The following is a 21,260-nucleotide window of genomic DNA, read 5'->3' on the forward strand; positions in this document are numbered from 1 at the left end:
GCGTGCTCATGCATCGTTGAGCACAGAGCCCACCAGTGCGACACCGCTGTCCTGCAGGCGATGGGCCAATTGATTGGCTTGAGGGACGCGGCTCTGATTTTTGCGGGCTACCAGTAAAGCTGCCCCCGCACGCGCTGCCGTTACCTCTGCGTCGGCGAATTCGGTACCTGATGGGGTATCTATGATGACGACATCAAACTGCTGGCTAGCACCGCGTAGCAGGTTGCCAAAAGCGGGGCGGCCTAGCAACTCCTGCGGATTGGGTGGTGTGGCGCCCGCGGGCAGTACGGCCAGGCCTGGCAGACCTGGAATGAGTTGCGCAACTTCCAGTCCGGCACGGTTGGCCAGAATGCCGGATAGGCCGGCGCTCTTGCCAAGTTTGAAGAGGGCCTGCTGGCCGCGGCCTGGTTGGGCGCGCAGGTCGGCGTCAATCAGCAGCGTGCGCTCTCCTTGCTGGGCAAACACCACAGCCAGGTTGGCAGCGATGAAACTGCGGCCTTCGCCGCGGCCAGGGCTGACGATGGCGATGACCTTGTGGGCCGGGTCAGTATTGAACCAGCGCAGCATGAGCTGACTGCGTACGGCGCGCAGGTTTTCGCCCACGCGGCTGAAGGGTTTGTAGGCCGCCACGATTTCATGGCTGACGGTGTCGTCCTGGTCGCTGAGGTAGGCGTAGTCAAACTGCTTGCTTAGCGCAAAGTCGATGTCGTCTTTGGTGAGTACCTTCAGGGCTAGTGCAGCATCGCCAAACTGCACTTTGTCGGCGTGCTGTCGCTCCACAATGCGGGCCGCATCATCCTGGCTCAGGCGGCCGGTTGCGACCAGAATGTCACCAATGGTTCGGACCTGGTTCATGCGCTGACTCCCAAGGTGGTGCGTTTGAACATGCCAGATGCCGAGCTGACGGCACCGAGTACAGGGAGCTGCAGGGCTTCCACTAAGTCATCGGTGGAGCGTACACGGCGGTTTGCAAGCTCCAGCAGCAGAGCCAAGCCAATACCCAACAGGGCACCCAAGAATATAGATACCAGAACGTTGAGGAGTACGCGAGGTTTGGACGGCGCAGGCGGCGCGATCGCGGGATTCAGCACCGCAATATTAGTCTGGTTGGTCTGGCTCTCGATATTGGTCTGTGAGGCGCGTTGGCTCACAATTTCAAAAGAGCGTTGGGCCGATTCAATATCGCGGCGTAGCACATTGAGCTCATCACGCTGCTTGTTGAGGAGCAGCACGCGAGCCTTTTGACTGGCCAACGCGCCTTGCAACTGTGCCTCACGCTGCTTGCTCACCTGGTAGGTTGTTTCAATGGAGCTGGTGATCTTGCGTGTCTCGGCGTCGAGTTGGGCGCGCAGGGTGGCCAGTTCGGACTCGGAACGCAAAATCTGTGGATGGTTGGCGCCAAGATTGCCCCTGCTTTCATTGAGTTTGGCTTCCAGGCGGGCGATGTCCGCCTTGAGCCCGTTGATAAGGGGGCTTTGCATTACCTCGGCAACGGTGTCTGCCTTGCCGCTGGCACGCTTGCTCTGGCTGTCTGTCGTCTGGCCTTGGATGCCGGTGAGCTGGCTGCTGGTTTCATTGAGTTTTGCGGTTTCAAAGTCCAGGCGCTCGTCGGTGCTTGTGATGCCATTTTTCTGTTGGTAGTCGGACAGCGCTTGCTGGGCCTTTTCCAGTTTCTCGCGTGCAGCTTTGGTCTGTTCGTCAAAGAAGGAGGCGTACTGGCGGGCTGGTGCTACGCGCAAGTCCAGGTTCACATCGATATAGGCTTGGGCAAAGGCATTGGCGACAGCTGCAGCAAACTCGGGGTCAGAGCCGGTGTAGTTGATGTTGATGACATTGCTTTCCCGGCTGGGTTTGACGTCCAGCTGTTTTTGCAACAGGGTTGCCAGCCAGTCACGCAACTGGCCTTTGCCTTGAGTCGCCTCTTGCCATTGGGCCTGGATGGCGGGGCTTTTTTCCATGCCCAGACTCTTCACTACCATTTGTGCAACGCGGTCACTATTGATGATGTCGACCTGGGTGGCCATATAGCCCGGCGCCATCATGCCTTGCAGCATCAGGCCGCTGACCGGGTCGGGTGAGCGCACATCCACCACCACGGCCGTACTGGCGGTGTACTGCTTGGGCAGCAGGAGGCTAATGATCACCGTGGTGGCTACGGTGAGGGCGAACACCAGCAGGCCGATCTTCCAGCGTGCCCGGAGTATGAGGAGGAACTGTTGAAGTGTCATGGTGGGGCCGTGCTTAGAAAATGCTTTCCTTGACGTAGAGCACGTCGTTGGGAAGGATGGGGTCGGTCAGCTGGGGCTCAAGCTGTTGGATGCTGCCGTTGTCGGCCTTGCGATGCAGGCGCAGCCGCTTTTCACTGCCGCGCGCGCTGGGGCCGCCACCTTGGGCCAGGGCCTGCATAACGGTCATGCTGCGTTCTACGCGGTAGGAGCCGGGGCGTTGTACCTCGCCATAAATATAGAAAACCGTGGCGCGGTGTACGTAGATGGTGTCACCGCCCTGGAGCAGCACGTTGTCGGTGGTGCTGGGGGCCAAAAAGAGTTGCGGAATGTCAATTTCTTTGCGGAAGGGCTGTCCATTGCGCACACCGGTCAGGATGGCAATGTCATCGCCGTTGGGTGTCGCACCGCCCGCATTGGCCAGCATGTCGCTGAGGCGGGTGTTCACCGTTTCCAGCGGAAAGCGGCCCGGGCGCGCCACTTGACCAAGGACGGAAACCTGGTTGCCGCGGATCTGGATCAGTGCGATATTGACTTGAGGCTTCTGGATGAACCCGCCGGTTTGCAACGCATTCGCAATCTTCTTTTCTGCGGCCGCGACAGACAGGCCACCAAGCTCTACGGCGCCAATGAGCGGATAGGTGATGCTGCCGAGCTCGGAGACGCGGGTTTCGATGGTGAGGTCGGGGTTCTGGAAGACCTGGATGCGGATGGTGTCACCTGCGCCTAGCGGGTAATCAGCCTGACCCTGGGCATGCACCAGCAGCCCCCACAAGGCCAGTGTGGTGCAAGCCAATAGACGAAGAACGCGGAGAGTGCTCATAAGTATTCCTGCTATGTGGAAGGGCTTACTTCAGTCCGGCCACGCCTTTTTCGATGGCGGATTTGGCGGGAGCAGTTGCCGGTGCTGCGGGCACTGGCTCCGCACTGGCTGCAGGCGCGACGGGCGCATTGGCAAATTCGCCCATGTAGGTGATCTTGGTGCTGGCGCGCAGTTGCTTGAGATTGGCTGCCACGGCCTCTCCGGCGCGCTGGTTCACCAGAAACTGCTCAATACGGGGCAGGGCAGCCTCTTGGGGGACCGGCGCGGACTGGGACGACACCACACGCAGCAACGTGACCGTCTGTGGCGTTTCGATCAGCGTGCTCTGACCATCTTTGAGCGCGTGGATGCGGGGCAGCACCTCCAGCGGGATTTGCTCTGCGGCGCGGGTGGCACTGCCACCGCCAAACTGGATGTTCTTGCTCTTGAGCAGGGTGGCCGCTTCTTCCAGGGGGCGGCCGGTGCTGGCAATCGGGCGCAGCAGATCGGCAACACCGGCAGCGGCCGGCACCACGATTTCCTGCACGTTGTAGATGCGGCGTTCGCTGAACAGTGCGGGATTGTCCGCAAAGTACTTCTTGCTTTCTTCCGCAGTAGGTTTCTGTGTAGCGCTCGTGATTTGCTGGATGTAGGCGCGGGCCAGGATGTCGCGGCGCGCGGCCTCGATTTGGGCAACAACCTCGGGTGAGCGGTGCAGCTTGTTTTCAGTGGCTTGGTCCACGGCGAGTTGCTGGTCAATGAGTTTTTCCAGCACTTCGCGGCCCATGGCTTGCGCGTTTTGTGCACCATTTGCAGCAGACGTACGGCTGAGCACCTGGTTGATCTGGTGCACAGAGATCTCTTCGGAGCCTACTTTGGCCGCTACTTGGGTGGCTACTTTCTTGTCGTCCTTGTTGCCGCAGGCGGCCAAACCCAAGGCAATGGCGCAGGCAATGGCGGTGGTACTGAGCTGGCGTGATGTGAAGCGCATGGAAAGTTGTCCCGGTTAGTAGGTGAGTTGGGCAGTGAAGAGCACCTGGGTGCTGTCGTAATCGAGCCCCGCCTGGTTGGAGCCTCTTGATGAACCCTGCAAGGCTGCACTCAGGGCGAGTTGCTGGAAGGGTTGCCAGTTGACGGAAATGGATGTGTCGCGGGTGGTGTCGCGTCGCGTGCTGGCCGTACCTCCCGGCGAGCCCAGGTAGTCACGCTGCGCCCAGTCGTAACGCAGGCGCAATGCCGCTTTCGGACTGAACTGCCAGACGGGGCCTAGGCTCAGTTTGTCTGTCTGGCTGTAATTGCTGTTGGCAGTGGCGTAGGCGTCCAGTGTGTGGCTGAAGCCCAGGTTCATCCCCGTCTTCCCGCTGATGGCCCAGTCCAGCGTGGCTCCGGTGTTGAAGCCGCTGTAATCGCGCTGGCCATAAGTGGGGTGGGTGCGATTGACGTGGGTGATGTACAGCTCTGCGGTGTTGCCGCCGCCGAGTACCCAGTGAAGGCGCAGATCGTTGTCCAACTGCTTGAAACTGTCATCGTATTGACCGGCATTGGGAATGGTGCGGTTCAGGTAATTGCCGCTGCCAAGGCGAGCCTGATAGGTCATGCCGCTGCCGGATGGAAAGGCATACCGTACGCCGGCGCTGGCCGAGTTGCTGGTGTAGTCGCTACCTGCGGAGACCGCAAGTTGGTTCGCTTGACGCGTTGTACCAATGCCTCCAAGCACGCGCCAGTTGCCATCCAATTGGTATTCCCCATTCAAGGCTGTAGATGTATCCGTGCGCTGGTTGCGTTGGCTATAACTCGTGTAATCGCTGAAATTGTTGAGCGTTTCCTTGCGGTTGGAACTGAGCGTACCAGTGAAGCGCGGTGTCAGGGCCCATTGCCAAGTTGCGTTGTAGTTAGTGGCCGTAAAGCTGAGGTAGTTGAAATTCTGGTACTTGTAGTCCACCAGATTGACATCAAACTCCAGCTTCTGCAGACTCTGTTGGGTATTCAGCCCGATACCCAAGGTGGTCACGCCAATCTGTTCTGCTGCACTGTCCTTACCTATCAATGCCTGTGTGTTGGCACTGGAGGGAAGGCGGAACAAGTTGCTGTCGGTTTGCGCCGCGTAGCTGGCAGTCAGCGTCAACGGCCCCTCTTGCGCCTGCGCAGTGCCGGCGCAGGCACATATCGCCACGACAGTGTGGATGGAGTCGCGTGCAAACATGCTCAGTAGGCCTGCTGGTCTTTGATGACCAGACGCACGGTCTTGAGGATGATGTGGATATCCAGTCGCAGAGACCAGTTGCGCAGGTAGTCCAGGTCGTAGTCGATGCGGCCCTGCATCTTGTCCAGTGTTTCGGTTTCACCGCGGTAGCCGTTGACCTGTGCCCAGCCGGTAATGCCGGGCTTGACCTTGTGGCGCACCATATAGCCCTTGATGAGCTTGCGGTAGAGCTCGTTGTGTGCCACGGCGTGCGGGCGAGGACCAACGATGCTCATGCGGCCTTGCAGCACGTTGATGAATTGGGGTAACTCATCCAGAGATGTCTTGCGCAGGATGCCCCCTAGCGGGGTGATGCGGGAGTCGTTCTTCTGCGCCTGCTGGATGCTGCCGCCATCTTCCGTCACCGTCATGGAACGGAACTTGTAGACCAGGATTTCCTCGCCATCCAGACCGTAGCGGCGCTGCTTGAAGATGATGGGACCTGGTGAAGTGAATTTCACGGCCGCAGCGATGATCAGCAGGATGGGGGCAATCAGCGCGAGGATGATGAGCGAGAACACGATGTCGCTGAGCCGCTTGACTGTGCCGTTCTGGCCACGGAATGGGGTTTCACAGACAGAGATGACTGGCATGCCGCAGACGGAGCTGGGGTGTCCCTGGATCAGGTCGGTCACAAACATGTCGGGCACAAAGTAGATCGATGCCGTGGTGTCCTTGAGCTCATCGAGGATGGCCAGGATGCGCGGCTGTGAAGCCATGGGCAGCGACAGGTAGATGACCTGGATTCGATTTTGTTGCGCAATGCAGGCCAACTGGTCGATCTTGCCGAGAAGCGGGTGGGAGTTACCCGGGTGCAAGCGTTCGGTGCTTCGGCTGTCTACAAAGCCGGCAAGCTCGACGCGGGAATACGGTGAGTCCTTGAGTTTGGATGCCAACGCGAGGCCTTGCTCATTCATGCCCACAATCAGTGCGCGCTGCTTGGGGCCTTGCAGTTTGAGCACCACGGGGGCCGCCATGCGCAGCCCCAAGGTGGCGAGCACTTCGGTGGCCGGAGCCACCCACAGCCAGGCGAGCAGGGCCTCTTGAGAGAACTCGCGGATATAGCCGGTGGCATAGCCGGTGATGCCCAGCAGGCCAGCGATCCATACCCAGTTGATGGCGATATCCAGCAGCACGGTGCCGATGGACGACTGCAGGCGTGATTCCCCGGGAAAGGTCAGGGCGAAGGTGAGCACTGACAGCAGCATGTAGGCTGGCAGCACACTGCCTTCTGCGTAGTAGGCTAATCCCCAGAGGGACGTGACCAAGGCCGCTGGGCAGACCGCAGACTCGAAAAGGCTCAGCAGGTTGTCTTTGCCAATGGTGGGGTGTTCGCCGCCACGGTTGAGTGCCGCTGCCGACAGGGTGACGTGGGCCTTATGCATGGTTGACCCATGACCGGAATTTGCCTACTGCCTGTGCCCGGTTGGATACGTCCAGTTTCTTGAACACGCGCTGCATGTGGTTTTTGACGGTGAAGGCGCTGATTTCCAGGATGCAGCCGATTTCGGGGTTGGTCTTGCCCAAGGCGACCCATTTGAGGATTTCGGCTTCCCGGTCCGACAGGTCGTGGTTGATTCTGAGCAATCCATCATCAAAGCTGGTCGGTGCGTTGGGGGGCTGCGACTGGTGAGGCAGGTGCTCCACCTGGCGCAAGGCTGTATCAATGTAGGGAAGCACCATGGCCATGGCTCCACGCTCCATTTCGGTGAATTGCTCGCGGCTGCTGAATGCAACGTAAAGGCAGTCGTGGCTGCCGCGCTCATCGCGGATACCGTGCACCGCTGCGGAACGCATTTTTTGCAGTGCTCCACCCAAAGCACTTTTCAAGCCAGTGTCTTCCAGTAGAAAGCCACTTTCACCGGTATTCAGGCTGAAAGGTTTATTGTTGAACTCGGCCCAGCGGGTGAACAAACGCATCAGCAGGGGGGTAATGGCTCCGGCATGGGATGCATGGGACCGAACGCCCGCTAGGGCAGAAATGATGTCATGCTGAACCGCTCCGGACGCAAAATCTCCCCAGGCCGCAACCAGAATGTCGTGCGGAAGGTAGCGTTGCATGTCTCCTTGTAACCAGATGAGCACATCAAAATGGCTGCGCACTTCCACGGAGTGGGTCACCACCCGGTGGTACTGCTGCAATTCTTCAGGGGCCAGCGAAGGTAGGAAAGACATGGCTGGGGTGGGGTAAGGGTTAATGCTAATTACCTAGAGCGAGTGGCGGATGTTACTGATCTGATTGGACTACGCCCATCCCCCAAACGGGTGAATTTGCATCCAATCGTTGCAGGCGCTGAAAACTGTGAACTTTTTCACGTTTTGGTGCTACCCAATTGCACGAACCCTAGGGAAAGAACTCCAAAACTATTGGAATAGCCTTGTATGGATGTGCAAATTTTTTACAAAGTCTGATGGCAATTGTGTGACATTTCGGTACGAAATTTCTGCCTATGCCATGACGATTGTGCATATGGTTAGTCCTTATGGACTAGGTGCGGGCGATACACTTTGGCAATCAAATGGCTGTTACTCGGCCGGCTTTGGGGGACCTCCATGAACTGCAGATATGGCAAGGAACAATAAATGGCAAAAGGAATGATCTTGGCGGCCGGTCAGGGAACGCGTGTGCGTCCCCTGACCAAGGATCTGCCCAAACCGATGGTGCCCATCTTGGGCAAACCGGTGATGGAGTACCTGATTGAGCATCTGGCACGCCACGGCATCAAGGAAATCATGGTGAACGTGGCCTACCACCATCAGCGTATTGAGCAGTACTTCGGCGATGGAAGCCGCTGGGGTGTGGAGATTGGGTATTCCTATGAAGGGGTGCGTGAGCACGGGGATATCCTGCCGCGACCTCTGGGGTCGGCGGGGGGGATGCGCCACATTCAGGATTTCAGTGGTTTCTTTGATGACACTACTTTGGTGCTGTGCGGTGATGCCTTGATTGATCTGGACATCACTGCTGCCTTGGCTGAACACAAGGCGAAGGGGGCCTTGGCAAGCGTTGTTGCTTTGGATGTGCCACGCGAGGATGTGCAGTCCTACGGCATGGTGGTCGCGGATGCCGATGGCCGAATCCAATCCTTCCAGGAAAAACCCAAACCGGAAGAGGCGCTGTCTACATTGGCCAGTACGGGCATCTACATATTTGAACCAGATGTCCTATGCAAGGTCCCCGCGGGGCAGGTCTATGACATCGGCTCCCAGCTGTTTCCCCAGCTGGCACAAGAAAAGCAGCCTTTCTATGTGCAGAATCGCCCATTCAACTGGTTGGACATTGGTCGGGTGAGCGATTATTGGTCTGTCCTGCAGCGCGTGCTGAGTGGTGAGATCGATTACATGCGCATGCCCGGCAAGGAAGTGCGGCCGGGTGTCTGGGTGGGTCTGAATACGCGGGTGCCATGGGACAAGGTCAAGATTGAAGGGCCGGTGTACATCGGTTCCAGCGTACAGATTGAGCCGGGAGCCACCATCATTGGGCCGGCTTGGATTGGCAATGGAAGTGTGATCCGGACGGGCGCGCGCATCACCCGTGGCGTGCTGTTTGAATACACCCGCATTCCAGCAGACATGCACTTCTTCGAGATGATTGTGTCGCGCCACTATTGCGTCAATCGCCATGGCGAAACCCTATACCGTGGCGATGACACATCTCGGTTGCGCTGGGGTGATGCTCGCGCCTAAAGCTTTTGTATTGAACTGGAATTGCTATGTTGATTCAACCGGTAGTGCTCTCGGGCGGATCGGGCACGCGCCTTTGGCCCTTGTCACGTGAAAAATACCCCAAGCAACTTCTTCCCCTGATTGGCGATGACTCGTTGTTGCAGGCAACTGTGCGTCGTATCGACGGCGCAGCTGGCCTGGAAGTCGCGCCCCCTTTGGTCGTGTGCAACGAGGAGTACCGCTTTGTGATTGCTGAGCAATTGCGCCTGATGGGAAAGAGCGGCACTGTGGTCTTGGAGCCTTTGGGTAGAAATACTGCTCCTGCGCTCACTGTTGCTGCGCGAGCAGCTATCGAAAAAGGAGCGGACCCCGTCTTGCTGGTCATGCCGGCAGACCATGTCATCGTGGATACTAGTGCGTTTCAGGCGGTGGTGCGACAAGGTGCCGCACTTGCGGAGCAGGGGGCTGTGGTGACCTTTGGGATCACCCCGGATGCGCCGGAGACGGGCTATGGATATATCCAGTCTGGTGCTGACTTTGGCGCAGACGGTGCGAGACGCATCGCGCGTTTTGTTGAAAAGCCCAATCTGGAAACGGCTCAATCGTATCTGCAGGAAGGCACGTATTCTTGGAACAGTGGTCTGTTCATGATGCGAGCGTCAGTGTGGCTGAAGGCCCTTTCCGTGTGCCGTGCAGATATTGCCGAGGCTTGCGAGCAGGCTTGGGCACATCGCCGTGAAGATGGGGAGTTTGTGCGGGTAGGCAAAGATGCATTCAGCCAGTGCCCCAGTGACTCCATCGACTATGCGGTCATGGAGCGTCTGGCCGGCAATGGCATGTCGGCCCCGTCGGCCCTGCCGCCGGGGGTTGTCATTCCGCTGTCTGCGGGTTGGTCGGATGTTGGGGCCTGGGAGGCTCTGTGGAATGTGCTTCCCAAGGATGGGCAAGGCAACGTGGCGCAGGGGGATGTCTTGATGCAGGACAGCCACAACACCTTGGCACTCTCGGAGGGGCGTTTGATCGCGTGCGTCGGAGTGGACGACCTGATCGTGGTGGAAACTGCCGATGCGGTCTTGGTGGCCCACAAGAACAAGACGCAGGATGTGAAGAAGATTGTGGACCGGCTCAAGAAGGCAGGACGCAGCGAGGGCCAGGTGCATCGCAAGGTATTTCGGCCTTGGGGCTGGTACGACAGCGTCGATAGCGGCGAGCGGTTCCAGGTCAAGCGCATTGTGGTGAAGCCCGGAGCCGCACTGTCCCTCCAGATGCACCACCATCGTGCAGAGCATTGGATCGTGGTGAGCGGTACGGCGAAAGTCACACAAGGTGAGAAGGCCTATCTGCTGTCCGAGAACGAATCCACCTACATCCCGTTGGGGACTACCCACCGTCTGGAGAACCCTGGCAAGGTGGCGCTGGAAATGATTGAGGTGCAGTCTGGCAGCTATCTGGGTGAGGACGATATTGTGCGATTTGAGGACGTGTACGGCCGCTGATTCAGCGGGGATGGATCGCAAAAGCAAAACAAAAGGGCTTGTCTTAAGACAAGCCCTTTGTGCATTTGAAGAGCGGTTGAACCGCAAAAGATGGTCGGGGTGAGAGGATTCGAACCTCCGATCTCTTCGTCCCGAACGAAGCGCCTTACCGGACTAGGCCACACCCCGTGTGTGGAAAGCAAGACCTATTGAAGTCAATGGTTTCGCTCTAAAAGCTGAGTCGCCAATTGTACCAAACAGTCGGTGTGCGGACCGGCTGGCAGACGTTGTGCCGCCGTGATGGCGCGCTGTGCTTCGCTGCGAGCTGCAGCCTGTGCCACCTCAAGTGCGCCAGTCTTTTTAACAATGGCAATCACTTGATCCAGCATGGACACATCTCCTGTCTCTATGGCGGTCTGGATCGTCAGTCGCTCTGATTCGGCTCCGCGCTGCATGGCTGCAATCAGGGGCAGGGTGGTCTTGCCCTCCCGCAGATCGTCGCCCAGGTTTTTGCCCATGACGGTCGCGTCGCCCGTGTAGTCCAGTACATCATCGATGACCTGAAAGGCGGTTCCCAGCGCTTGACCATAATCTGCGCAGGCCTCTTCTTGGTCTGTGGTCGACTGGGACAGGATGGCGCCCACACGCGCGCTGGCCTCGAACAGCTTGGCTGTTTTGGAGCGAATGACTTGGAGGTACCCAGCTTCATCCAGCGCGGCGTTGTGCATATTCATGAGTTGAAGCACTTCGCCCTCGGCTATCACATTGGTGGCGTCGGCCAGCACTTGCATGATGCGCATGCTCTGGGCTTCGACCATCATCTGGAAGGCGCGGGAGTAAAGAAAGTCGCCCACCAGCACGCTGGCGGGGTTGCCGAACTTGGCATTGGCGGTGGCGTGGCCGCGGCGCAGGGCGGAGTCGTCCACCACATCGTCATGCAACAGTGTGGCCGTATGAATGAATTCCACCACGGCAGCCAAGTTGTAGCGCTGGGCGCCTTCGTAACCCAAGGCCCCGCAACACAGCAGCAACAGCACAGGACGCAACCGCTTGCCACCGGCAGAGATGATGTACTGGGAGACGCTGCCAACCAGCGGTACACCCGAGTCCAACCTCTGGGTGATGACCCTGTCGACGTGGCGCATGTCGTTTTCGACGATGGACAGAGCCGTCGAAGAGCCGGGAGTAGTGACTTGCAAGGCGGTAAACCGGTTTGTTTATCTGGATTATAGAGAGCACCCACCAAGGGGTGCCGTTCAGCCAGGGCAGGGGTTTCCTGATTTTTTTGAAATGGTATACTCGCAGGCTCTGTGAAAATTCTTTCGCAGACTTTCCTATTCAAGAGGTCAACATGTACGCGGTCATAAAAACCGGTGGCAAGCAATATCGCGTTGCTACTGGCGAAAAAATTAAAGTAGAACAGATTGCTGCGGACGTAGGCCAAGAGATCGTGATCGACCAGGTTCTGGCAGTCGGCAACGGCGCTGAACTGAAGGTTGGCACTCCCTTGGTGTCCGGCGCAAAAGTTACAGTCACAGTAGTGGCTCACGGCAAGCACGACAAGGTCAAGATTTTCAAGATGCGTCGTCGCAAGCACTATCAGAAACGTCAAGGACACCGCCAACAGTTCACCGAACTGCAAATCGGCGCGATTTCCGCTTAAGGGGCATAGGTCATGGCACAGAAAAAAGGCGGCGGCTCTACGCGCAACGGACGTGATTCCAAGCCAAAGATGCTCGGCGTGAAGGCTTTTGGTGGCGAACTGGTGAGTGCCGGTTCCATCATCGTGCGCCAGCGCGGCACCAAGTTCCACCCCGGCGATAACGTCGGTATCGGCGTGGACCACACCTTGTTTGCACTGGTGGACGGCCACGTGTCGTTCGCAGTCAAGGGCGCGCTGAACAAGCACACTGTGAGCATCACTGCAGCGTAAACTGCCCATGCTCCCCCGAGAAACCCTGCGCCCTTCGCGCGGGGTTTTTCATTTCTAACCTAGGAACTCGCCATGAAGTTTGTTGACGAAGCCTACATTGATATCGCCGCAGGAGATGGTGGCAACGGCTGCGTCTCCTTCCGACACGAGAAGTACAAGGAATTTGGGGGGCCCAACGGTGGTGATGGTGGTCGGGGTGGCCACGTCTATGCAGTAGCTGACATCAATCTCAATACCCTGGTGGACTACCGCTTTGCGCGGCGTTACGACGCCAAGCGCGGTGAACACGGCATGGGCTCCGACATGTTTGGTGCAGCTGGTGACGACATCACCCTCAAGATGCCCGTGGGCACCATCATCAGCGATGCCGAAACGGGCGAAGTGCTGTTCGAGCTGCTCACGCCAGGCGAGGTCATCACCATTGCCAAGGGGGGGGACGGTGGTTTTGGCAACTTGCGCTTCAAGAGCGCCATCAACCGCGCTCCGCGCCAGAAGACGCCCGGCTGGCCTGGCGAAAAGCGCAATCTCAAGCTCGAGCTCAAGGTGTTGGCCGATGTGGGTCTGTTGGGCATGCCCAACGCGGGCAAGTCGACGCTGATAGCCGCCGTCTCCAACGCCCGCCCCAAGATTGCCGACTACCCGTTCACCACGCTGCACCCCAACCTGGGCGTGGTGCGTGTGGGACCGGAGCAAAGCTTTGTGGTGGCGGATATTCCTGGCTTGATTGAAGGCGCTTCCGAAGGCGCCGGTCTGGGGCACCAGTTCCTGCGCCATTTGCAACGCACCCGCCTGCTATTGCACGTGGTGGACATGGCGCCATTTGACGAGAGCGTGGACACAGTGGCGCAGGCCAAGGCTATCGTCAATGAGCTCAAGAAGTATGACGAAGCCCTGTACAACAAGCCGCGTTGGCTGGTGCTCAACAAACTGGACATGGTGCCGGGCGATGAGCGGCCGGCGCTGATCAAGGATTTCGTCAAGCGTTTCAAGTTCAAGGGCCCGGTGTTTGAAATCTCGGCATTGACGCGCGAGGGCTGCGAGCCCCTGATCAAGGAAATCTACAAGCACGTCAAGGCGCAACAGCTGGCGGAGCAGCCGAATGTGGAGGTGGACCCCCGTTTCTTGGCAAGTGCTTCGGATGAGGGCGATACAAGCGCCTCTTGATTGCTATAAATTAGATAGCTGCTCGCGCAGTAATGATGAGGGCTATAGGCTAAAATGACTCAAAAATTCAGCTCCCCGGTATTGCGTGAAGCGCGGCGTGTGGTGGTCAAGGTGGGGTCCAGTCTGGTCACCAACGAGGGCCGGGGACTGGATGAGCAGGCGATTGGCGAATGGTGCCGCCAACTGGCCTTGCTGATCCGTGATGGGCGCGAAGTCATCATGGTGTCCAGTGGGGCGATTGCCGAAGGCATGAAGCGCTTGGGGTGGGCCAGCCGACCCAAGGAAGTTCACGAGCTGCAGGCTGCGGCTGCCGTGGGGCAGATGGGGCTGGCTCAGATGTACGAGTCCAAACTCTCTGCGAACGGCCTGGGCAGCGCCCAAGTGCTGCTGACCCACGCCGATTTGGCTGACCGTGAGCGCTACCTCAACGCGCGATCGACGCTGCTGACACTTCTGAAGCTGGGTGTGGTGCCGGTGATCAACGAGAACGATACCGTGGTCAATGACGAGATCAAGTTCGGTGACAACGACACCCTTGGCGCCTTGGTTGCCAATCTGGTGGAAGCTGATGCGCTGGTTATCTTGACCGATCAGAAGGGCTTGTATACAGCTGACCCGCGCAAGGATCCGGCCGCTGAGTTTGTGCATGAGGCCAAGGCGGGTGATCCTGCACTGGAGTTGATGGCGGGCGGTGCGGGTTCGAGTATTGGGCGCGGTGGCATGCTGACCAAGATACTCGCGGCCAAGCGTGCAGCGGGTTCCGGAGCGTCTACCGTGATTGCCTGGGGGCGCGAGGCTGATGCCTTGGTGCGGCTCACGCAGGGTGATGCCATTGGAACACTGTTGATTGCCCAAACCCAGAAGAACCAGGCCCGCAAGCAATGGATGGCCGACCACTTGCAGATGCGCGGTGCAGTGGTCGTGGATTCCGGCGCCGCCGCCAAGGTGCGGGACGAAGGCAAGAGCCTGCTGCCGATCGGCATGGTGTTGGTGGATGGGGACTTCTCACGCGGCGATGTGATCGCCGTGCGCGACGAGGCGGGCCAAGAGATTGCACGCGGCTTGGCCAACTATTCCAGTGCGGAGGCACGGCTCATTTGCCGCAAACCGTCAAGTGAATTTGAGCGCCTGCTGGGCTACGCGGCGGAGCCTGAGATGCTGCACCGGGACAACTTGGTGCTAAGCCGTTAAGTCGCCCCCCGGGTACTTCAAAAGTCGGAGTATTTTTCGCCAGTGGTGGGTTTCTTGCCGGTTTGCAGCGCCTTGGTGATCTCTGCCTTGCTGTTGGCGACATGTGATTGACAGGCTGCTTGGCGTGCAAATATATGGGCATGCCGTGAGGGCTGGTTGTCATTCAGATCACGCCAAGCCGGTGTTTCCACCAAGCCCCATGTGCCAGAACTGCCCGCCCGTGCATAGGTTTTCACCTGGTCACTGGCGCAGCGTATACCTTCGTAGGCCGCATTGACCGTGCCAGTGGCATTGCTCATGACCACGACGTAGCGCACGATGCCATCGTTGCCAACCAGCACGGTCGCCGGGTCTATGGCTACGCGAACCGATACGTAGCTGGGCATTTCCAGTGGCAGCGCGCGTTCCTTGGAGAACGCAGGTGGAGGCGGCTCCTTTTCTTCAACCCAGTCCAGATTATCGAGTCCGTTACCGTTTTGTGCCCAGGCTTGGGGCAGTGTGGCAGCCAGCAGCAGGCCGGCCAGTACCGGTCGCAAATACTTACTCATGATGACTTGGTGGCATTGCGCCGGGCAAAGGTTCCAGCGTTGCACCCGGAGGCAGTGCGATGGCTCCACTGGTGCCTGCAGGCGCGTTGCCATGTTCCTCGTGGCTGCGGGGTCTGTGGTTGTGGCGCAGATAGCGATTGCGCGGCTCGTGTCGGGGCAGGTAGCGTGCGAGTTCGGTCAGCGCCATTTCATAGACGCCGCGCTTGAATTCCACCACGGCGTCCAGCGGTACCCAGTAGTCGTTCCAGCGCCAGGCGTCAAACTCTGGATGGTCGGTGGCGCGCAGGTTCAGGTCCCAGTCATGCCCCACCAACTGGAGCAAGAACCAGATCTGTTTTTGGCCTTTGTAGTGACCGCGTGCGTCACGTCGGATGTACCGGTCTGGCACCTCGTAGCGCAACCAGTCTCGGGTACGGGCAACAATGCTGACGTGCTCCGGCTGGAGCCCCACTTCCTCGTGCAATTCGCGGAACATGGCCTGCTCGGGCGTCTCGCCCCGGTCAATGCCGCCCTGCGGAAACTGCCACGAATGGGTACGTATGCGCTTGCCCCAAAATACCTGATTTCTCTGGTTGAGCAGGACGATGCCGACATTGGGCCGAAATCCGTCCCGGTCAAGCATAATCAAACCCCAATTTTTAAACTTCGTTCATTATGCACAGCGAATGCGGTGCATCAAGCGCAGAACGCCTCCCCCGTCAGCGAGTTCCGTCATGAAAGCCTCCCAATTCCTTATCTCCACCCTCAAAGAAGCGCCCGCAGACGCCGAGGTGGCCAGCCACAAGCTCATGATGCGGGCCGGCATGATCAAGAAGCTGGGCGCAGGGATCTACACCTACATGCCTATGGGCCTGCGCGTGATCCGCAAGGTGGAGGCCATCGTGCGCGAGGAGATGAATCGTGCGGGCGCCGTGGAGTGCACCATGCCCGTGGTGCAGCCGGCCGAGCTGTGGCAGGAAACCGGCCGCTTCGACAAGATGGGGCCTGAGCTGCTGCGCATCAAGGACCGGCATGACCGCGACTTCGTCATCCAGCCCACCAGCGAAGAGGTGGTGACCGACATCGCGCGCCAGGAAATCAAGAGCTACAAGCAGCTGCCCAAAAACCTGTACCAGATCCAGACCAAGTTCCGTGACGAGCGCCGTCCCCGTTTTGGCCTCATGCGCGGGCGCGAATTCATCATGAAGGACGCGTACAGCTTCGACCGCGATCAGGAATCAGCCAAGGCCAGCTACCAGGTCATGGCCGGCGCCTACCGCAAGATCTTTGACCGCTTCGGCCTGCGCTACCGCGCGGTGGCGGCGGACAGCGGTGCGATTGGTGGCGATTTGTCCGAAGAGTTCCAGGTGATCGCCTCCACCGGGGAAGACGCCATCATCTACTGCCCGACTAGCGACTACGCGGCCAATATCGAAAAAGCAGAGGCTTTGGCCCCTACAGGCCCCAGAGCGGCTGCGCGGGCTGCTATGGAAAAAGTCGCGACACCCGGCAAGAGCACCTGTGAAGACGTGGCTGCGTATCTGAATGTGCCGCTGGAGCGGTCGCTCAAGTCGCTGGTGGTGGCGACCGATGTGCACGATGACAAGGGGGCCGTGGTGTCCTCGCAAGTCTGGCTGCTGCTGATCCGTGGCGACCGCAGCATGAACGAAGTCAAGGTCGGCAAGCTGCCAGGCTTGGCAGATTTCCGCTTTGCCACACTCGCCGAAATCGATGAACATTTTGGTTGCGAGCCGGGTTATCTTGGCCCCGTCGGTTTGAAGAAACCGCTGAAGGTGATTGCGGACCGCGAAGTGGCGCTGATGGCGGACATGGTCTGCGGCGCCAACGAGGTGGACTACCACTTGACCGGCGTGAACTGGGGCCGCGACCTGCCCGAGCCCGATCTGGTGGCCGACCTGCGCAACGTGGTGGCGGGCGACGCCTCGCCTGACGGCAAGGGCGTGCTGGCCATCGAGCGCGGTATCGAAGTGGGCCATGTGTTCTACCTGGGCACCAAGTACAGCAAGGCCATGAACGCGACCTTCCTGGGTGAAAACGGCAAGCCGCAGTTCATGGAAATGGGTTGCTACGGCATCGGCATCACCCGCCTGCCCGCCGCAGCCATTGAGCAGAACCATGACGACAAGGGCATCATCTGGCCCGACGCGCTGGCACCCTTCACAGTGGTGCTGTGCCCCATCAGCCCCGACCGCTTTGCCGACGTCAAGGCTGCTGCCGACACGCTGTATGCCGAGCTGCTGGCCGCGGGTGTAGACGTAATCCTGGACGATCGCAACGAGCGCCCCGGTGCCATGTTTGCCGACTGGGAGCTGATCGGCGTGCCGCACCGCGTGACCATTGGCGACCGCGCGCTCAAGGAAGGCGTGGTGGAGTACCAGCATCGCCGCGACACCGAGGCCACCAAGGTACCCGTGGGCGAGATTGCCGCGCTGCTGCGCGCCCGCCTGCAGGCATGAAGCCTGCCCCGGTAGACTGTCTGTTTTCAAGGCGAACTGGCCTGCAAGCCCTGTTGGGTCTGTGCGGGGCTCTATCGTTTACGCAGCAGGCGCAGGCCGGTGCCCAGGTGGAGGAACCGCTGGCCGATGCCGTGCGCACGGCGTTGAGCGCTGCCATTGCCAATACCGCGCCGCCCGAGCCCGTGTTTGCGGATACCGAGGCGCGCCTCAAGTACCTGCGCTGGCTGGGCGCCATGAGCGAGCGCCTCAAGAAGAAAAAGCCCGACTGGCAGACCCGCAAGGACTTTCTGCAGACCGTCTGGTACGAGAGCAAGCGCGCGGGGCTGGATGTCTCCTTGGTGCTGGGTCTGATCCAGGTGGAGAGCAACTTCCGCAAGTTCGCCGTGAGCAGCGTGGGCGCGCGTGGCTACATGCAGGTCATGCCGTTCTGGACGCGTGTGATTGGCGATGGTGATGCGGGCAAGCTGTTCCACATGGGTACCAACCTGCGCTTTGGCTGCGTGATCCTGCGCCACTACCTGGACCGCGAGCGCGGCGATGTGTTCATGGCACTGGGGCGCTACAACGGTTCGCGCGGCAAGGCGCCGTACCCCAACGCCGTCATGGGCGCTAAGCGGAACTGGGACTGGGCGGGATAGGTACCACGCCCGGGCGCATTGCCGGGGCCGCCAGCTGCTTGCGCCAGAAGGCCTCAAACTGCGCCGCGGGCATAGGCTTGGCAAACCAGTAGCCTTGGGCCTGGTCGCAATCCATGCGTTTCAGCGCATCGCGTGTCTCGACGTTCTCCACCCCTTCGGCAGTTACCATGAGGTTCAGGCTCTTGGCCAGATGGATGATGGCGCTGACCATGGTCACATCCTTTTCACCGTCGAGCAGGCGGCGCACAAAAGACTGGTCGATCTTGAGCTTGTCCACCGAGAAACGCTGCAGGTAGGACAGGTTGGAGTAACCGGTGCCAAAGTCGTCGATGGCCAGGTGGATGCCCATGGCTTTGATGCGTTGCAGGGTCTGCACAAACTTTTCGGTGTCCTGGATCAGGGTGGACTCCGTCACTTCCAGCTCCAGCTGTTCGGGGGCCAGTCCGGTGTGTTGCAGCACCCGTTCGATGATGGCTTCCACGTCGCCCCGACGAAACTGCACCGGTGACAAGTTGACGGCCACGCGCAAGGGTGGCGCACCCGCCATGCGCCAGGCCTGCATCTGGCGGCAGGCTTCCTGCAGCACCCATTGGCCAATGTCTACGATCAGCCCGGATTTTTCTGCCACGGGAATGAACAGGCCGGGCGAGACGAGCCCCAGTTTGGGGTTCTGCCAGCGGACCAGCGCCTCGGCGCCGACCAGTTCGTTATTGCCCAGGTCAAACACGGGTTGGTAGTGCAGCACCAGTTCGTTCTGCGCAATCGCCTGGCGCAGGCTGGAGATGAGGTGCAGGTTCTCGCGGATGCTGGTATTGATTTCTTCATCGAAGAAGCGGTAGGCGTTGCGGCCCGACTCCTTGGCCTGGTACATGGCGAGATCGGCGTGGCGCAGCAGTTCCTCGAAGGTGGCGCCATCCTTGGGATACACCGCGATTCCGATGGAACAACTGGCCAAGATTTCCAGACCGCGCAGATGAAAGGGCTCCTGCATGCGCTGCAGGACTTGGGCGGCCGCCTGGGCAATGCCCTGGGTGTCAGAGACACCAGTGACGCCCACCAGAAACTCGTCGCCGCCCTGGCGGCAGACGATGTCGGCATGGCGTACCGCGTCGCGCAAGCGCAGGGCGACCTGCTGGAGAAACTCGTCTCCGGCGGAATGGCCCACCGAGTCGTTCACGTCCTTGAAGTTGTCCAGATCCACGAAGAGCAGGGCCACCAGCTGCTGGTGCCGCGCGCTGGTGGCGATCGCCTGCTCGACCAGTTCGCTGCCCAATATGCGGTTGGGCAGGTGGGTCAGGGCATCGTGCTGCGCCAAGTGGGTCAGGTTTTTTTCGGACTCCCGATAGCGGGTAATCTGCACCCGCAGGCGGGCCAAGGCCTTCTGCATGTCATAGGCCATGAACCACACCACCACGCCGTTGACCAGCAGGATCGTGAGGCTGTCGGTCAGGCGGTCCAGATCGGTACCTGGTGTCGTTTCGCTGCGCCAGCCATACAGCGTGCCCAGCCCGACCAGCAGCACCGACAGCACCATGCCTGCCAGCAACCACCAGAACTGTTTGGGTTTGAGCAACTGGCCCGCAGCGATCAGGATGACGGGGAAGCCGAGGAGGGAGGAGTCACGCAGACCATCGCTGCGCCACATGATGCAAGAGAGGGCCAGCGTGGCCGCACCCAGAATCATCACGGCAGATGCCTGCTGGTGCCCGCGGCGGTTGAGCCACTCGCTGGGCAGCATCAGCAGGGCGGCGGTGACCAGAATGAGCACCACATCCCAGCGGTGCTGGAAGCCATACTGCAGGGCTGTGCCCGTAAAGGCAACGAACAGGAGTGCAGCAAACTGGGACAGCCGCCGGCTGCGCAAGGCTGCTTCGCCGGTGTCGGTCGGGATGGAGTCTGGCACGATGGGGCCGTTGGCGGGGTGCCTGGCCCCGGAGATGTGCGCCGGGCTCAGGTACCGGCGTGGTGATCAGGCGGGGCTCTTGCCCAGGGTTTGGGCCAGTTCACCGGACTCGTACATCTCCATCATGATGTCGGAGCCTCCGATGAATTCGCCCTTGATGTAGAGCTGGGGAATGGTGGGCCAGCTGCTGTATTCCTTGATGCCCTGGCGGATCTCGTCGTCTTCCAGCACGTTCACGGTCTTGACGGTCTTGGTGTCCACGCCGCAGGCCTTGAGGATCTGGATGGCGCGGCCGGAGAAGCCGCACTGGGGAAAGCTGGCGGTGCCCTTCATGAAGAGCAGGATCTCGTTGGATTTCACCAGTTCGTCAATGCGTTGTTGTGCGTCGCTCATGTCAATACTTCCGGATAGATAGATACCCTGATTATTTCACCTTCACCCGCGCTTGTGCAGGGAGGTCGGGGGAGGGCTGGGCCGGGACCGGGGCTTTTCCCGATAATAGAGGGCATGAACATCAGCAAAAACACCGCAGTCACCCTGCAATTCAAGGTCACCGACACCACCGGCAAGCTGCTGGACCAGAGCCAGGAGCCCATCGCCTACCTGCATGGTGGCTACGGCAATACCTTTGCCAAGATCGAAGAGGCCTTGGAAGGCCAGACCGTCGGTTTTTCCACCACCGTGGAACTGGCGCCCGCCGACGCTTTTGGCGAGTACAACGAGGCCCTGCTGCAAACCATCCCCAAGACCCAGTTTCCCCCGGGCGTGAAGGTGGGCGGCCAGCTCGAAGGCCGTGGCGAGGATGGCCAGGTGCACGTGTTCACCGTGACCAAAATCAAGGGCCCGGTGGTGCATCTGGACGGCAATCACCCCCACGCCGGCAAGACCCTGCGCTTTGCCGTCAAGGTGATGGAAGTGCGTGCTGCCAGCGAAGAGGAAATCGCCCACGGCCATGTGCATGGCGCCCACGGCCATCACCACTGATTGCCTTAATTCCTATAGTCATTTCATGAAAAT

General features: G+C 59.7%; 21 protein-coding genes and 1 tRNA gene. 9 read left to right on the forward strand and 13 right to left on the reverse strand.

Annotated features, from left to right (window positions below):
- Positions 1-6: 6 nt before the first annotated feature.
- The 7 genes from epsG to epsA are packed head-to-tail and all read right to left on the reverse strand — an operon-like array spanning position 7 to position 7,444.
- Positions 7-855 (reverse strand): chain length determinant protein tyrosine kinase EpsG, encoded by an 849-nt coding sequence (epsG, locus tag AC1RNN_RS00460; RefSeq protein WP_493086905.1) that lies wholly within the window; start codon positions 853-855, stop codon positions 7-9.
- Complete coding sequence (gene epsF / locus AC1RNN_RS00465) at positions 852-2,228, reverse strand: chain length determinant protein EpsF (RefSeq protein ID WP_493086903.1); 1,377 nt, start codon at positions 2,226-2,228, stop codon at positions 852-854. Before epsF ends, epsG begins: the two co-directional genes overlap by 4 nt.
- Before the next feature lie 13 nt (positions 2,229-2,241).
- On the reverse strand, positions 2,242-3,048 hold the full coding sequence (gene epsE / locus AC1RNN_RS00470) for a polysaccharide export protein EpsE (RefSeq protein WP_493086901.1): 807 nt from the start codon (positions 3,046-3,048) through the stop codon (positions 2,242-2,244).
- A gap of 25 nt (positions 3,049-3,073) precedes the next feature.
- A complete protein-coding gene (locus AC1RNN_RS00475) occupies positions 3,074-4,018 on the reverse strand; it encodes an EpsD family peptidyl-prolyl cis-trans isomerase (protein WP_493086899.1) in 945 nt (314 codons plus the stop codon).
- Between the two features lie 15 nt (positions 4,019-4,033).
- Positions 4,034-5,230 (reverse strand): XrtB/PEP-CTERM-associated polysaccharide biosynthesis outer membrane protein EpsL, encoded by a 1,197-nt coding sequence (gene epsL, locus AC1RNN_RS00480; protein WP_493086897.1) that lies wholly within the window; start codon positions 5,228-5,230, stop codon positions 4,034-4,036.
- Positions 5,231-5,232: 2 nt separating this feature from the next.
- Positions 5,233-6,654, reverse strand: coding sequence for an undecaprenyl-phosphate glucose phosphotransferase (locus AC1RNN_RS00485; protein WP_493086895.1), 1,422 nt, complete (start codon positions 6,652-6,654; stop codon positions 5,233-5,235).
- Positions 6,647-7,444, reverse strand: coding sequence for an XrtB/PEP-CTERM-associated transcriptional regulator EpsA (epsA, locus tag AC1RNN_RS00490; RefSeq protein WP_493086893.1), 798 nt, complete (start codon positions 7,442-7,444; stop codon positions 6,647-6,649). Before epsA ends, AC1RNN_RS00485 begins: the two co-directional genes overlap by 8 nt.
- A 408-nt stretch (positions 7,445-7,852) precedes the next feature.
- Between epsA and AC1RNN_RS00495 the strand changes: the two genes are divergently transcribed.
- Both AC1RNN_RS00495 and AC1RNN_RS00500 read left to right on the forward strand, forming a co-directional pair.
- Entirely contained in the window at positions 7,853-8,956 is a 1,104-nt protein-coding gene (locus tag AC1RNN_RS00495) for a nucleotidyltransferase family protein (protein ID WP_493086891.1), read from the forward strand.
- Between the two features lie 26 nt (positions 8,957-8,982).
- Complete coding sequence (locus AC1RNN_RS00500; RefSeq protein WP_493086890.1) at positions 8,983-10,431, forward strand: mannose-1-phosphate guanylyltransferase/mannose-6-phosphate isomerase; 1,449 nt, start codon at positions 8,983-8,985, stop codon at positions 10,429-10,431.
- 91 nt (positions 10,432-10,522) lie between these two features.
- Here the strand turns inward: AC1RNN_RS00500 and AC1RNN_RS00505 are convergent.
- Positions 10,523-10,599: transfer RNA gene (locus AC1RNN_RS00505), tRNA-Pro, on the reverse strand.
- Between the two features lie 26 nt (positions 10,600-10,625).
- On the reverse strand, positions 10,626-11,555 hold the full coding sequence (locus tag AC1RNN_RS00510; RefSeq protein ID WP_493087091.1) for a polyprenyl synthetase family protein: 930 nt from the start codon (positions 11,553-11,555) through the stop codon (positions 10,626-10,628).
- 206 nt (positions 11,556-11,761) lie between these two features.
- Between AC1RNN_RS00510 and rplU the strand changes: the two genes are divergently transcribed.
- From rplU to proB, 4 genes are all read left to right on the forward strand, one after another.
- Positions 11,762-12,073, forward strand: a complete 312-nt coding sequence (gene rplU, locus AC1RNN_RS00515; protein ID WP_294766080.1) for a 50S ribosomal protein L21 — start codon at positions 11,762-11,764, stop codon at positions 12,071-12,073.
- Positions 12,074-12,085: 12 nt separating this feature from the next.
- On the forward strand, positions 12,086-12,343 hold the full coding sequence (gene rpmA / locus AC1RNN_RS00520; RefSeq protein ID WP_493086888.1) for a 50S ribosomal protein L27: 258 nt from the start codon (positions 12,086-12,088) through the stop codon (positions 12,341-12,343).
- Positions 12,344-12,415: 72 nt separating this feature from the next.
- Positions 12,416-13,507, forward strand: a complete 1,092-nt coding sequence (gene cgtA / locus AC1RNN_RS00525) for an Obg family GTPase CgtA (RefSeq protein ID WP_493086886.1) — start codon at positions 12,416-12,418, stop codon at positions 13,505-13,507.
- 54 nt (positions 13,508-13,561) lie between these two features.
- On the forward strand, positions 13,562-14,698 hold the full coding sequence (gene proB, locus AC1RNN_RS00530; RefSeq protein WP_493086884.1) for a glutamate 5-kinase: 1,137 nt from the start codon (positions 13,562-13,564) through the stop codon (positions 14,696-14,698).
- A gap of 17 nt (positions 14,699-14,715) precedes the next feature.
- Here the strand turns inward: proB and AC1RNN_RS00535 are convergent, their stop codons facing one another.
- Both AC1RNN_RS00535 and AC1RNN_RS00540 read right to left on the reverse strand, forming a co-directional pair.
- The gene (locus AC1RNN_RS00535) at positions 14,716-15,246 is read right to left on the reverse strand and encodes a CNP1-like family protein (RefSeq protein WP_493086883.1); all 531 of its coding nucleotides are present in this window, start codon (positions 15,244-15,246) and stop codon (positions 14,716-14,718) included.
- Positions 15,239-15,868 carry an RNA pyrophosphohydrolase gene (locus AC1RNN_RS00540; RefSeq protein WP_493086882.1) on the reverse strand — a complete coding sequence of 210 codons (630 nt, stop codon included), beginning with the start codon at positions 15,866-15,868 and terminating at the stop codon, positions 15,239-15,241. Before AC1RNN_RS00540 ends, AC1RNN_RS00535 begins: the two co-directional genes overlap by 8 nt.
- A 91-nt stretch (positions 15,869-15,959) precedes the next feature.
- Here AC1RNN_RS00540 and AC1RNN_RS00545 point away from each other — a divergent pair, with 91 nt between their 5' ends.
- Positions 15,960-17,702: a proline--tRNA ligase gene (locus tag AC1RNN_RS00545; protein WP_493086880.1), complete on the forward strand. Its 1,743-nt coding sequence runs from the start codon at positions 15,960-15,962 to the stop codon at positions 17,700-17,702.
- The gene (locus AC1RNN_RS00550) at positions 17,699-18,340 is read left to right on the forward strand and encodes a lytic transglycosylase domain-containing protein (protein ID WP_493086878.1); all 642 of its coding nucleotides are present in this window, start codon (positions 17,699-17,701) and stop codon (positions 18,338-18,340) included. The genes AC1RNN_RS00545 and AC1RNN_RS00550 overlap by 4 nt, the downstream gene beginning before the upstream one ends.
- On the opposite strand, the gene AC1RNN_RS00555 is transcribed toward AC1RNN_RS00550, so the two are convergent.
- Positions 18,312-20,243: a putative bifunctional diguanylate cyclase/phosphodiesterase gene (locus AC1RNN_RS00555; RefSeq protein WP_493086876.1), complete on the reverse strand. Its 1,932-nt coding sequence runs from the start codon at positions 20,241-20,243 to the stop codon at positions 18,312-18,314. The genes AC1RNN_RS00550 and AC1RNN_RS00555 overlap by 29 nt on opposite strands.
- 66 nt (positions 20,244-20,309) lie before the next feature.
- Positions 20,310-20,636 carry a Grx4 family monothiol glutaredoxin gene (grxD, locus tag AC1RNN_RS00560; protein WP_493086874.1) on the reverse strand — a complete coding sequence of 109 codons (327 nt, stop codon included), beginning with the start codon at positions 20,634-20,636 and terminating at the stop codon, positions 20,310-20,312.
- 114 nt (positions 20,637-20,750) lie between these two features.
- Between grxD and AC1RNN_RS00565 the strand changes: the two genes are divergently transcribed.
- The gene (locus tag AC1RNN_RS00565; RefSeq protein ID WP_493086872.1) at positions 20,751-21,227 is read left to right on the forward strand and encodes an FKBP-type peptidyl-prolyl cis-trans isomerase; all 477 of its coding nucleotides are present in this window, start codon (positions 20,751-20,753) and stop codon (positions 21,225-21,227) included.
- Positions 21,228-21,260 lie beyond the last annotated feature (33 nt).

The organism is Rhodoferax sp. GW822-FHT02D07, assembly GCF_058802405.1.